11 protein-coding genes and 1 pseudogene are annotated in these 13070 nt (G+C 71.1%); 6 read left to right on the plus strand and 6 right to left on the minus strand.

Features of this window, described 5'->3' with window-relative positions; translation table 11 throughout:
• The first annotated feature begins 72 nt into the window (after positions 1-72).
• Complete coding sequence (locus AB0H82_RS07505; RefSeq protein ID WP_362989845.1) at positions 73-3102, plus strand: family 16 glycoside hydrolase; 3030 nt, start codon at positions 73-75, stop codon at positions 3100-3102.
• A gap of 25 nt (positions 3103-3127) precedes the next feature.
• On the opposite strand, the gene AB0H82_RS07510 is transcribed toward AB0H82_RS07505, so the two are convergent.
• Positions 3128-3568, minus strand: a complete 441-nt coding sequence (locus tag AB0H82_RS07510) for an OsmC family protein (RefSeq protein WP_362989847.1) — start codon at positions 3566-3568, stop codon at positions 3128-3130.
• Between the two features lie 567 nt (positions 3569-4135).
• On the opposite strand from AB0H82_RS07510, the gene AB0H82_RS07515 reads away from it, so the two are divergent.
• The gene (locus AB0H82_RS07515) at positions 4136-4483 is read left to right on the plus strand and encodes a hypothetical protein (RefSeq protein WP_362990056.1); all 348 of its coding nucleotides are present in this window, start codon (positions 4136-4138) and stop codon (positions 4481-4483) included.
• 129 nt (positions 4484-4612) lie between these two features.
• Here the strand turns inward: AB0H82_RS07515 and AB0H82_RS07520 are convergent.
• From AB0H82_RS07520 to AB0H82_RS07535, 4 genes and pseudogenes are all read right to left on the minus strand, one after another.
• Positions 4613-5021 (minus strand): annotated as a pseudogene (locus AB0H82_RS07520) (hypothetical protein); the annotation flags it as partial.
• A gap of 88 nt (positions 5022-5109) precedes the next feature.
• Complete coding sequence (locus AB0H82_RS07525) at positions 5110-5709, minus strand: NAD(P)H-dependent oxidoreductase (protein ID WP_362989849.1); 600 nt, start codon at positions 5707-5709, stop codon at positions 5110-5112.
• 185 nt (positions 5710-5894) lie between these two features.
• On the minus strand, positions 5895-6251 hold the full coding sequence (locus AB0H82_RS07530; protein WP_362989851.1) for a hypothetical protein: 357 nt from the start codon (positions 6249-6251) through the stop codon (positions 5895-5897).
• Between the two features lie 64 nt (positions 6252-6315).
• Positions 6316-8361 carry a SpoIIE family protein phosphatase gene (locus AB0H82_RS07535; protein ID WP_362989853.1) on the minus strand — a complete coding sequence of 682 codons (2046 nt, stop codon included), beginning with the start codon at positions 8359-8361 and terminating at the stop codon, positions 6316-6318.
• A 191-nt stretch (positions 8362-8552) separates the two neighbouring features.
• Here AB0H82_RS07535 and AB0H82_RS07540 point away from each other — a divergent pair, with 191 nt between their 5' ends.
• Entirely contained in the window at positions 8553-8813 is a 261-nt protein-coding gene (locus AB0H82_RS07540) for a GlsB/YeaQ/YmgE family stress response membrane protein (RefSeq protein WP_362989855.1), read from the plus strand.
• A gap of 135 nt (positions 8814-8948) precedes the next feature.
• Entirely contained in the window at positions 8949-9578 is a 630-nt protein-coding gene (locus tag AB0H82_RS07545) for an alpha-ketoglutarate-dependent dioxygenase AlkB (protein ID WP_362989857.1), read from the plus strand.
• 98 nt (positions 9579-9676) lie between these two features.
• Here AB0H82_RS07545 and AB0H82_RS07550 read toward each other — a convergent pair whose 3' ends face one another.
• Positions 9677-11050, minus strand: coding sequence for an FAD-dependent monooxygenase (locus AB0H82_RS07550; protein ID WP_362989859.1), 1374 nt, complete (start codon positions 11048-11050; stop codon positions 9677-9679).
• Positions 11051-11301: 251 nt separating this feature from the next.
• Between AB0H82_RS07550 and AB0H82_RS07555 the strand changes: the two genes are divergently transcribed.
• Positions 11302-12486 carry an alcohol dehydrogenase catalytic domain-containing protein gene (locus tag AB0H82_RS07555; protein WP_362989861.1) on the plus strand — a complete coding sequence of 395 codons (1185 nt, stop codon included), beginning with the start codon at positions 11302-11304 and terminating at the stop codon, positions 12484-12486.
• Entirely contained in the window at positions 12483-13070 is a 588-nt protein-coding gene (locus AB0H82_RS07560; RefSeq protein ID WP_362989863.1) for an isochorismatase family cysteine hydrolase, read from the plus strand. The genes AB0H82_RS07555 and AB0H82_RS07560 overlap by 4 nt, the downstream gene beginning before the upstream one ends.

The following is a 13070-nucleotide window of genomic DNA, read 5'->3' on the forward strand; positions in this document are numbered from 1 at the left end:
CACGCAGCAGGGCGGGTGGCCGTGGTGCGTCGGCCCATGCCGGAAATCCGCCGGAACCACGCAGGAGGAAGAGTGAAGCCACCCCACGGACCGATATCCGGCCGCACCCGCCGCAGAGTCCGAAGATCCACCGGTCTGCTGCTCACCGCCCTTCTCGGCGGTGGACTCCTGACGCCCGCCGCGGCCGCGGACGACGAGCCGCGGCCCTTCGCGGACCTGCCGCCGCAGGAACCCGGCGTCACCCTGCGGGTGTTCGACGTCCGGACCCCGTTGAAGAAGCTGTGCGACCTCAAGCCCGCACAGACCCCCAATGTCGACAAGCTGATACCCACCGCCGACTGGACCTCGACGGACGGCTTCGGGTTCAGCGACAACTTCGTGTCGCAGATCATCGGCAATCTGAACGTGCCCGAGGCGGGCGCGTACGACTTCCGGCTGATCAGCGACGACGGCTCACGGCTCTTCCTCGGCGGCCAGCAGGTCATCGACCACGACGGGCTGCACGGCGCCGAGCCCAAGGACGGCCGGATCACGCTCAACGCCGGACACCAGGCGCTGCGCATCGACCACTTCGACGCGGGCGGCGAGCAGCGGGTCACCCTGGAGTGGAAGCCGCCGGGCGCGGGCGAGTTCACCGTCGTGCCGAACTCGGTGCTCAGCACGGACACCGATGTCGTACGGGTCACGGCACCCGGCCGCAAGGAGTGCGAGGGGACGTACGACACCCCCGGCGACGGGCTGCCGCTCACCGGGGTCAACCCCGGGTACGAGCTGACCGACCTGCGCCCGAAGGGCTTCGAGCCGCAGGTGTCCGCGATGGACTGGCTGCCCGACGGCCGGCTCGCGATCTCCACGTGGGGCGGGAGCGACGAGACGAAGGGCGAGGTGTACCTGCTCGACCACGTCACCGGCGACACCGGGCCCGAGAAGGTCACGTACAAGAAGGTCGCCGACGGGCTCAGGGAGCCGATGGGCATCAAGCACGTGGACGGCAAGCTGTATGTGTCGGAGAAGCACCAGCTGACCGAGTTGAACGACACGAACGGCGACGACGTCACCGACGACAAGCGGAAGATCGCCGAGTGGCCGTACGGCAAGAACTTCCACGAGTTCGCCTTCGGCCTGCTCTACGACAAGGGCGACTTCTATCTGAACCTCTCCGTCGCCATCGACTACGGCGGCGCGACCACCGACCCGCAGCCCGCCCCGAACCGCGGCACGACCATCAAGGTCGACAAGAGGACCGGCAAGGTCAGTTACCTCGCCGGAGGCCTGCGCACCCCGAACGGGATCGGGCGCGGCCCGGGAGGGGACCTGTTCGTCACGGACAACCAGGGCGGCTGGCTGCCCGCGTCCAAGCTGGTGCACATCAAGCAGGGCCGGTTCTTCAACCACTACATGAACCCCGACGGGCCCTACGACGACAAGCCCGTCACCAAGCCGGTGCTGTGGCTCCCGCAGAACGAGATCGCCAACTCGCCCAGCACGCCCATGCGGCTGAAGAAGGGGCCGTTCGCCGGGCAGCTGGTCTTCGGTGACGTCACGTACGGCGGACTGCAGCGCGCGGACCTGGAGAAGGTGAAGGGCGAGTACCAGGGCGCGGTGTTCCGGCACACGCAGGGCCTGGAGTCCGGCATCACACGGATCAGCGAGGGCCCCGACGGCGCGATCTACACCGGCGGGCTCGGCGCCGACGGAAACTGGGGCCAGGAGGGCAAGCTCCGCTTCGGCCTGCAGAAGCTGACGCCGAACGGCACGACCGCCTTCGACGTCAAGACGATGCGCGCGACCCGCGACGGCTTCGACCTGACCTACACCAAGCCCCTGTCCGAGGAGACCGCGGCCAAGCTGACCAGGGGCGCGTACGCCGTCGAGCAGTGGCGCTACGCGCCGACGCCTGCCTACGGCGGCCCGAAGATCGACGAGGAGGTGCTGCCCGTCACGTCGGCGAAGCTCTCCGACGACCGGCGCAAGGTGCGGCTCACCGTCCCGGGGCTCAAGAGCGACCGTGTCGTCCACGTCCGCTCGCCGCGCCCGTTCTCCGCGTCGTCGGGTGAGCAGCTCTGGTCCACCGAGGCCTGGTACACCCTCAACGCCAAGCCGGGCCCGGACGAGCCCGTCACCACCTACGACGCCGAATCGGCCCGGCTGTCCGGCAGCGCGGGCACCGACACCGAGCACGCCGGCTTCACGGGCGCGGGCTTCGTCGACGGCTTCGGAGAGCAGGGCGCCAAGGCGGCGTTCGACGTCGAGGTGGCGAAGAAGGGCACGTACGACGTCGGTCTGCGGTACGCCAACGGACCGCACCCCTCCCCCGGCACCAAGACGGTCGGCGTCAGCGTCAACGGCGGCCCCGCCGAGCGGACGAGCCTGCCGTCGACCGGCCGGTGGGACCGCTGGTCCACCAGGACGGAACGCCTCGAACTGCGCAAGGGCCGCAACACCATCACCTACGGAGTGGGGGCCGGCGACACCGGGCACGTCAACCTCGACGCGGTCGAGATCCGGCGCCCCGGCGCGCGGATCGACCTCTTCTCCGGCGGCAGCGTCGCGTCGGCCTGGCAGCACACCGACGGCCGCAGCGCCGAATGGCCGCACACCGCCGAGAGGTCCATGGAGGTCTGCTGCGGCGACCTGCGCACGAAACAGCACTTCGAGGACTTCAGGCTGCACGTCGAGTTCCGGGTGCCGAAGCTGCCGGACGACGTCACCGGACAGGACCGCGGCAACAGCGGGGTCTACCTCCAGGACCGGTACGAGCTGCAGATCCTGGACTCCTACGGTGTGCGGAAGCTCGCGGACAACGAGGCGGGGGCGATCTACCAGAAGAAGGCCGCCGACCTCAACGCCTCGAAGCCGCCGGAGACCTGGCAGACGTACGACGTCACGTTCCGTGCCGCCCGCTTCGACGCGGACGGCGAGAAGACGGCGGACGCGCGGGTCACGGTGGTCTGGAACGGCGAGAAGGTCCACGACGACGTGGCCGTCGACGGCCCGACCGGCGGGGGCGACCCGGAGTCGGCGGCGGCCGGCGCGATCCGGCTGCAGGACCACGGCAACAAGGTCCGGTTCCGCGATGTGTGGGTGGAGCCGCTGTCCTGACCGGTCCCGGCCCGTCAGCCGCTGGTCAGCCGCCCGTGAAGAGCGCGGTCCCGTCGGGGCCCAGGGCCTCGACGCGCGCTCCGTGTTCGACGGTGCGGCTGACCGTGCAGTACTTCTCGTGCGTCAGCCGGATGGCGCGCTCCAGCCCCTCGGCGGCGCGGGTGTCGCCCTCCGGCAGATCGAGTTCGTAGGCGACCCGGACGACACCGACCCGGCCGTCGTCCTCGGGCCTCGACACCGACTCCACGACGATGCGGAGCCCGTCGTGGGGGACGGTGCGGGCCGTGCGGTCCACGACGAGACCACCGCACCCGCCGAGCGCGGCGAGGAGAAGCTCGACCGGGGTGAAGGAGGGCTGGGCGTCCGGGTCGTCGGCGGCGGCGACCCGGACCTCGGCGCCGCGGTCGTTGCGGACGGTCCAGTCGCGTTCGCCGTTGCGTACGGTCTCGATGCGGTAGTCGGCCATGACGGAACCGTAACCGGACAGCGCCGCCGGTGAGGGGCGGCTTCCCCGGCTCTGGGCCGAACCAGGGAAACCTGGGCCGGAGCGGCCCCCCGGGGGAACGCCGCTGAACCAGCCCTGCCCGCCAAGTCCCCCGATTCGCAATCTTCACGCATGAGCGCACCGGAGCGTCTCACCCACGCATTCCAGGCAGCTTGCGTTTCCCCTGGTCACTGCAGGTTTTCGCGTTCCAGCGTCCCCAACTTCCCGGCAATCGTGGCGGCCGGGACGGCTTGCCGCGCAGGGTGGATCCGTGCTCACGGACGGTCCTCCGCGGCCCGGTACCTCGACGGCGACGGCCGCCCGGACAAGATCACGAATCCCGGACACACTGGGGACGACCCGTCGACGGCCCGCGTCGCCGACTACGGCGACGACGCCTATCCGGACCTCGCGATCCTGAACTACGCCGGTGACGGCGTCCCGGAGCGGAACGTCCGCCTGTCGACGGCGGCCAGTGGCCCGGGCGAGTACAACCCGGAGCACGAGCAGAAGTACGGCGACTGGGGCACCCCGGCCGAGCCGCCGACCATGCCCGTCACCGACACAGCCGTCATCGAACCGAAGACGAACCGGGTGCGGGTCGCCGTCACCGCACCCGACCCGATCAGCCGCGAGGGGGTCCTCAGCCAGATGCGCCGGCTCCCGGAGGTCGAACTGTGCGAGAACTCCGGGCCCGCCACCGTCGCCCTGCTCGTCGAGGACACCCTCGACGAGGCGGCGCTCGCCCGGCTGCGGCGCACCGTGCGCGGCGAAGGCGCGCGGGCCGTGCTCGTCACGGGTGCCGTCCGCGACGTGATGTACGGCCTCACCACCCGGCTGCATCTGCGCAACCGGGCGCACGTGGTGGCGTACGCGCTGCGCGAGGGCTACATCTGAGGACGCCCGTCGGGAGGACGCCCGTCGTGAGGAGGCCCCGCTCACACGGTGAAGCGGACCGATTCGAGCGGGAGGTTCAGCTCCATCGGGCTGCCGCCGTACTTCCGGTCGCCGGGGTCGGTGCACGTCTCGGGGCCGCAGCGTCGCCTTCACGAACGCGGCCCGGCCCGGCTCGATCCGGACGTTGCCGGGCTCCAGGTCGTACGACAGCCGGTCGCCGCTGCCACCGCCGCTGAGCGACGCGGTGACCCCGGTGTTGCCGAGGTTGTCCACCGCCAGCTGCGGCCACCCCCGGAACCACCCCTTCACCGTCGGCGGCACGAGCTCGGCGCGCACCTCGGTGAAGGGTGCGACGGTGAGGTTCCCCTCCGGGACGGTGACGGCGCCGGGCTGTTCCGTCGGTGTGATCCGTACCGACCGGTTCGAAGCGGTAGACGTCGACGATGTCGCCGGTGTTGCGCACCCGCAGCAGCACCGTGGTGCTGCCGCCGGGGTCGACGGTCGCGGAGGCGGGTTCCAGGGAGGTCCAAAGGCTCACGTCACGACGCCAGGAAGGCCCGCGCGGCCTGTCAGGAGCTTGCCGGGCAGATCCGGCTGCCGAACAGGCACGCGCCCGTGTGCGCTCGTCAGGCGGCCGGGTAGGGGTGGTCGTTGAGCAGCCCGGCGAGGTGGACCGCGTTGGCGGCGAGTGTGCGGGTGGTCTCGGCGACCTGCTCGGGGGTGGCTTCGAGGTCCTGGTAGTCGGTGCCGTGCTGCGCTTCGCCGACCCAGTACGTGACCGCGTTGGGGGCCAGGGAGAAGCCGATGTCGTTGAGCCCCTGGAACGTGTCGGCGCTGACCTTGTGCGCCCCGTCCTCGTTGCCGACGACGGCGACCACGGCGACCTTCCCGTAAGTGAAGGGGCGCCCCTGCTCGTCCGTCTCCGACGACTCGGCGTTGAGCCGTTCGAGGACGCGCTGGCAGATGCTGGAGGGGTGGCCCAGCCAGATGGGGGTGGCGATCAGGAGGATGTCGGCCTGCAGGACCTTCTCCCGCAGCTTGGGCCAGGCGTCGTCGCCGCCCATGTCGACGGCGACACCGGGGAGCACGTTGTGGTCGGCCACGCGGACGGTCTCCGTGGTGACGTCGAGCTTTTCGAGCTCGCGCAGCACCTGGTCGGAGAGCAGCTGGCTGCTGGAGGGTTCGGGGGACGCGTTGAGGGTGCAGACCAACGAAAGGGCGCGCATGGCATTTCCTTCTGTGAAGTGACTTCAGAGGGTCCGCCACCAGGCTGCGCACAGGGTCGGCGATGCCGCCAGGTGGCCGCCGGGGGCGGAGACCACCCCGCGTACCCGGGACCGCCCCCGTGATGCGCGCCGACGGTTCCGGGTGCCGGCGTACCCCTCCTGCTCCCCCTGCTCCTTCTGCTTCCCTACTCCTCCTCCGCCTGCTCGCTCTCGAAGTGCAGGGCGATGGACCTCAGCACGTCCGCGGAGGACACGTCGGTGCGTCCCTCGTCGTGGACCTCGGCGAGCTGTGCGAAGGAGAAGGCGAAGGCGGACGTGATCTGTTCGATGACGGGCCCCAGCTCTCGGCCCACCACCGCGGCGACCTCGATGGGGGTGGCCTCGGCGGGGAGTTCGATGCGCGGCAGCATTTCCTCAAGCATCGCCCCGACCGCACCGCTGTTCTCGATCTCCCCGTCCGGGTTCTCGCGTACCTGCCGGCGCATTTCGAGCGACTCGGTCAGGATGCCGACGACTCGTTGAATGATCTCGCGCTGCTCCATACGCCGAAGCCTAGGGCCTGCCCGGCGGATCAGGTCGCAGCCGACCGGGGCCTGCCGAGGGCTCTCAGCCTTCGGGGGCGGTGAAGTCGCACCAGACCGCCTTGCCCTCGCCCCGCGGCTCGACTCCCCAGCCGGACGCGACCGCCTCCACCAGGAGCAGGCCGCGGCCGGAGGTGGCGGTCTCGCCCGGGGATCTCCTGCGGGGGCGGTCGCTGGAACGGTCGCTCACCGAGAGGCGGACGCGGCGCGGCGGGCCGGAGAGGACCTCCAGCGTGAGGATGGCGCCGGCGTCGGTGTGGACCAGGGCGTTGACGAGGAGTTCGCCCGCCGCCACCTCGACGTCGTCGGCGACGGCGCCGAACCCCCACGCGGCGAGGTGTTCGCGCAGCGCCGCGCGTGCGTCGGTGAGCCCTTCCGGGTCGGCCTGGTGGACGTACCGGTGGATGCGGGGTTCCTGGGGTGTGCCGGGGTCGGGGAGGCGGCGCAGGACCAGGAGCGCCACGTCGTCGCCGGTGCCCCATCTCTCCCACAGGGCGTGTGAGAGGTGGTCCGCCAGGTCCTCGGCCGTCTCGGGGCCGGCGCGCATCTCGTCGGCGAGGTTCCGGATGCCGGTGTCGAGGTCGAGGCCGGCGTCCTCGACGAGTCCGTCCGTGCAGAGCACCATGGTCTCGCCCGGCACCAGGTCGAGCCGCACCTCCGGGTAGTCCTCCATGCCGAAGTCGGTGGCCAGTCCCAGCGGCAGCCCCCCGGTGACACGCGGCACGCCCACCCTGCCGTCCACATGTCGCACGAGGGGCGGCAGATGTCCGGCCCGTACGGCGCGCACGATGCCGGTGGCGGGGTCGAACTGGGCGTAGGTGCAGGTGGCGAACCGCTCGGTGTCCAGCTCGGCCAGGAAGCGGGAGGCGCGGGACAGCACGGTGCCGGGCGGGTGTCCCTCGCCGGCGAAGGCCCGCAGGGCGATGCGCAGTTGTCCCATGATGGCCGCGGCGTGGGTGTCGTGTCCCTGTACGTCTCCGACGACCAGGCCGATCCGGCCGCGGGGCAGGGTGACGACGTCGTAGAAGTCTCCGCCGACCTCGCGGCCGCCCCAGGCGGCGTGGTAGCGGACGGCGACCTCGGAGTCCGGGACGGCGGGGATCCCGCGCGGCAACATGGTGGCCTGCAGGCTCTTGGCGAGGTCGCGTTCCTCGTCGAAGAGCATGGCGCGCTGCAGCGACTGGGCGACGATCCCGGACAGGCCGATGCAGAGGTTGCGGTCGGCGTCGGTGAAGTCCTTCCTGCCGCGGTAGAAGAGTGCGAGGCCGCCGATGGCGCGGTTCTGCGCGACCAGCGGCAGAAACGCCGCCGAGTCGAGTTTCATGTGCTCCATGTACGGCCGCAGGTGGGTGAGGCGCCGGGCGAGATCGGGCAGCGAGCCCACGAAGCGGGGCTGCCGGGTCATGACGGCCTCGGCCAGTGGCAGCGACTGGTCGAACTTGTGCAGCTTGAGTTCGTCGAGTGCCTGCATCGTCTGGCCCACCAGGGCGATCAGCTTCAGGTTCTCGCCCTCGACCAGACCGAGGACGAGGCCGTCGGCGGCGAACCGGTCGAGGCCGCTGGCGCCGGACAGCACGGCGACCACGTCGTCGACCGTGACGGCCCGCGAGAGCGCCTCCGTGGTGCCCTGCACCATGAGGGCGATGCCCTGGCGCCGTTCCTCCCTGGGGTCGATGGCCGCCAGTTCCGACCCGTCGTCCCCGGCCGTCCGCAGGACTCCGAGCACGCGCACGGCCCGGCCTTCGCCATCGCGCAGGATGCGGCCCCGTGCGTGGCTGAGGTGGATGGAGCCGTCCCGGTGCCGGGCCCGGAAGTAGACGCCGTACAGGTCCTCGCCGGCGGTGACGGCATGGGTCACCGCGTAGTTGATGCGCACGGCCTCCTCTGGCGGGATGCGCCCCTGCAGTGCGGTCACGAGGCCGTTGAATTCGTCGGGCCGCAGGTCGAGCACCGCGAGGGACCCGGCGTCGAGGCTGAGCTCGCCGCTCACCAGGTCCCAGTCAAAGCTGCCCACACCGGTCAGGAGCAGGCGCTGGGCCGGCTCGACGGGTGGCTTCTTGGCTGACGTCATGGCTGTCTCCGTATGCCGCTCGGCCACCCTATGCGCCGGGCGCGCCGCCCGCCTGCCGGGATCGGGCCCGGCCTTTCGTCCTCCGTCAAACAGGACCTTGGTCCTGTGTGAGCCGCTCTCGAAGGGACATTCGATGTGTGATGTCGGCCTGGCAACCCAGCGCCGACCGGTGCAAAGGAAAGGAACGTCTCGTGGGCATCATCGCCTGGATCCTGATCGGTCTCATCGCCGGGGCCATCGCCAAGGCCCTCACTCCGGGCAAGGACCCGGGAGGCTGCCTGGTGACCATGCTGATCGGCATCGTGGGCGGTCTGCTGGGCGGCTGGCTGGGCAAGGTGATCTTCGGCGTCCACTCGATCAACGGGTTCTTCCACTTGTCGACGTGGATCGCCGCCGTCGTCGGCTCCGTGATCGTCCTGTTCGCCTACCGGCTGGTCACGGGCAAGCGGTGACCGCGGCCGCGGTTCTCGGGAGCGCGCACCCTCGCCGGGTGCGCGCTCCCGCGCTTTTTTCGGGGGTGGCGTGCCGGAGCGCCGAGCAGCCCACCCATTAGTTCACGTGTTCGATTCACGCGTTACAGTGGACGCATGGCAACGCACCAGCTCCAGGGATCGCTCTTCGACCAGGGCGACGACGTGCGCCTCGGATCCCTGGACGGCATCCGCAGGACGGTCCTCGGCGACGGGGCGTGGCTCGACCTGCTGCCGGGCTGGCTCGGCGGCGCCGACGCCCTGTTCGAACGGCTGGCCGCGGACGTCCCGTGGAAGGCCGAACGCCGGCAGATGTACGAGCGGGTCGTGGACGTACCGCGCCTCCTCGCCTTCTACGGCGCAGGGGAACCGCTCCCCCACCCCGTACTCGACGAAGCCCGGCAGGCCCTCTCCGCGCACTACGCCGCCGAGCTCGGCGAACCGTTCACGACAGCCGGCCTCTGCCACTACCGCGACGGGCGCGACAGCGTGGCCTGGCACGGCGACCGCATCGGCCGCGGCGCCCGCGAGAACACGATGGTCGCCATCCTCTCCGTGGGAGCGCCCCGGGATCTGCTGCTCCGCCCGCGCCGCGGCGGCGCGACCGTCCGGCACCCGCTCGGACACGGCGACCTGATCGTGATGGGCGGCTCCTGCCAGCGCACCTGGGAGCACGCCGTCCCCAAGTCGGCCCGCGCGACCGGCGGCCGCATCAGCATCCAGTTCCGGCCGCACGGCGTGCGCTGACGCACCGCATCCCGAGCCGGTCACCACGTCGATCGCAGGGCCGCCACCACGACGGGGCCGCCGTTCACAGAGGAAGCGGGCGGCCGGTCGTGGGCGTCTCAGCTCGTGCGGCGGGTGAGCAGGCGGCGCACCACCTTGGCGAGCACGGCGGGCCGGAACAGGAGCGAGGGCGGGGCCGTCATGTTCAGGACCCGCACGAAGCGCGCCCACACGTCCGGCTCGTGCACGGCGAGCGCGAACACCTGCTGGTTGTACCAGTGGGCGAAGCGCGCGGGCAGCGGCTGTCCGCCGGGGGCCCACATGAGGTCCGAGCTGGTGGCCATGGTCCAGGGGACCTGGATGACGCGGGCCGCCGCGCGCTGGTAGGCGCGGCTGAGTCCGTCGAGTCCGGCCGCCCGGGCCCTTTGGCGGCGCAGCAGCCGGCCGAGCAGCTCCGCTTCGAGCGCGGCGACCGTGAGCCCTTGGCCGTAGACGGGGTTGAACAGGCAGAGCGCGTCGCCGACCGCGATCAGGCGTTCGGGCCAGCGGGCGTTCTTGTGGTGCAGGCGCCACTCGTTGCCGGGGTTGGTGTAGCGGTGCACCGGTCCCTGCCGGGTGCCGCGCTTGATCTGTTCGGCGAGGCGGGGGTTGTCGAGGGTGTGGGCGAAGTCGAGGTAGCCCTCGTCGTCGGTGGGCGGCACGTGCTCGTCGGCGCCGAGCAGTGAGCACATCCAGCGGTGGTGTTCCACGGCGAGCACGACGCCGCCGCGTGGGACGTCGGGTGCGAAGGCCATCTGGTAGGCGACGTCGTAGTCCTGCGGGTCCTGTGGCGGGCGTTCGTAGAGCGCGGAGGTGTAGGTGATCTTCGCTTTGACGACCGTTTTGGGGGAGACGGGCAGGCCCGCTTCGGTGAGCCAGCGGTCGACGGAGGTGGTGCGGCCCGAGGTGTCGACGACCAGGTCGGCGGTGACGTCGGTGGCCTCGTCGCCGCCCTCGGTGCGGTAGCGGACCCGGTCGAGGCGGCCGGGGGCGCTCGCGGTCACCGTCTCGCAGCGGGTCGCGGGGAGGACGCGCACGGCCGGCAGGGCCGCCACCCGCTGCCGCAGGCGCCGTTCGAGCTCGTCGCGTGTGAAGGTCTGGACGGGGATGCCGACCCTGGTGGCCGGCGCGTAGCCCGTCGGCAGCAGGAAGTTGATCCGTTCGCCGTAGTCGAAGACGGGCGCGCCCAATTCGGCGAGCTCCGCCCGGAGCCCGGGGAAGAGCCCCTCCAGGGCTTCGCCGCCGCGGGCCAGCAGTGCGTGCGCGTGATGGCCCTGCGGGATGTGGGGGTGGACTCCCGTGTCCGACCGCACCGGGTCCCGCTCCAGGACCAGCACCTCGGCGAAGTGATCGGCCAGGACCCGCGCGGTCACCAGTCCGGCATACCCCCCGCCGACGACGACAGCCCGCTTCCAGCGGGTCTCGGGCGACGGGCTGTGCTGCTTCGTGGTCATGGCCGTCCCATTCCTCTCGGCTCAGATCCACGACACTCCACCGGGTGGCGGCACGGTTCTCAAGACCACCGGGGGAGCGCACCGAAGCACGCGCCCGGCGGGGATCCGGCGCTGCGGGTCTTACGCCGACGATCTCGGGTACACGTCACGGGCCGCCGTCGCCCATGTGGCGGACCGGCGCACTGTGTGGGCAGCCTGGGAGGAGCCCACACCAGGCCAGACGCAAGCCGGCAAGGAAGGTACGTCTCCCCATGCGTGCTCTCACATGGCAAGGCAAACGCGACGTGCGCGTCGACGAGGTGCCCGACCCGCGTATCGAGAAGCCGGACGACGTGATCGTCCAGGTGACGTCGACCGGGATCTGCGGCTCGGACCTGCACCTCTACGAGGTCCTCGGGCCGTTCCTCGACGCCGGCGACATCCTGGGCCACGAGGCCATGGGTGTCGTGGCGGAGAAGGGTCCCGACGTCACCGAGTTGGCCGTAGGCGACCGCGTGGTGATTCCGTTCAACGTCTCCTGCAACACCTGCTGGATGTGCCGGCAGGGACTGCAGTCGCAGTGCGAGACGACCCAGGTCACCTCCATGGGCAGCGGAGGCTCCCTCTTCGGCTACACCAAGCTCTACGGGCAGGTTCCCGGCGGGCAGGCCGAGCTGCTCCGTGTCCCCTTCGGTAACACCTTGCCGATCAAGGTGCCGGAGGGCCCGCCGGACGACCGGTTCGTCTACCTGTCCGACGTGCTGCCCACCGCCTGGCAGGCCGTCGAGTACGCCGACATCCCGCCCGGTGGCAGCGTCACGGTGCTCGGCCTCGGCCCCATCGGCGACATGGCCACACGCATCGCGCGGCTGCGCGGGGCTGAGCTGGTGATCGGCGTCGACCTCGTGGACACGCGGCTCGAACGCGCCCGGCGCAACGGCGTCACCGTCATCGACCTGCGGCACCACGAGAAGGACCTGGGGGACGCCGTCCGCGAGCTCACTCAGGGGCGCGGCACCGATGCCGTGATCGACGCGGTCGGCCTCGAAGCACACGGGGCGCCGGTGGCGAAGGCCGCCCAGTGGGCGACCGGACTGCTGCCCGACAAGCTGGCCCGGCCCCTGATGGAGAAGGCCGGTGTCGACCGCATGGGCGCGCTGCTCGCGGGCATCGACGCGGTCCGGCGCGGCGGCACCCTGTCGATCAGCGGTGTCTACGGCGGCGCGGCCAGCCCGATGCCGTTGCTGACCATGTTCGACAAGCAGATCCAGGTGCGCATGGGCCAGGCCAACGTATGGCGCTGGGTCGAGGACATCCGCCCGCACCTCACCGACGACGACCCGCTGGGCGTCGACACCTTCGCCACGCACCACCTGCCGCTCCAGGACGCCCCGGCGGCCTACGCGACCTTCCAGGCCAAGGAGGACGGCATGGTCAAGACACTCCTGAAGCCATGACCGAGCGGCACGGTGCCCGGAGCGCCCTGGTCGTGATCGACATGATCAACACGTACGACCACCGGGACGCGGAGCAGCTGCTGCCCTCGGCGCGCGAGGTCGTGCCGGTGCTCGCGGAGCTGCTGAAGGCGGCCCGCGCGAGCGGCGTTCCGGTGATCTACGTCAACGACAACTTCGGCCAGTGGCGCTCCCACCAGGGAGAGCTGATCGACGCCGCCATGGCGGGGCCGCACGCGGACCTGGTCGAGCCGATCCGGCCCGACGACGACTCGCTGTTCGTCGTGAAGGCCCGCCATTCGATCTTCTACGAGACCCCGCTCGCCTATCTCCTGTGGGAGCTGGGCGTCCAGGACGTGACGCTGTGCGGCCAGGTGACCGAGCAGTGCGTGCTGTACTCCGCGCTGGACGCCCACATCCGGCACTTCGACGTGACGGTGGTGGTCGACGCGGTCGCCCACATCCACCCGCACCTCGCCGAGGCCGCCCTGGAGATGATGCGGATCAACCTGGGTGCCCGCCTCGCCCACGGCATCGAGGTCGCGTTCACCGAACGGCCCACGCAAGCAACCGAACGGCCCGAGTAA

Source organism: Streptomyces sp. NPDC050732 (assembly GCF_040654255.1).
Lineage (GTDB): Bacteria > Actinomycetota > Actinomycetes > Streptomycetales > Streptomycetaceae > Streptomyces.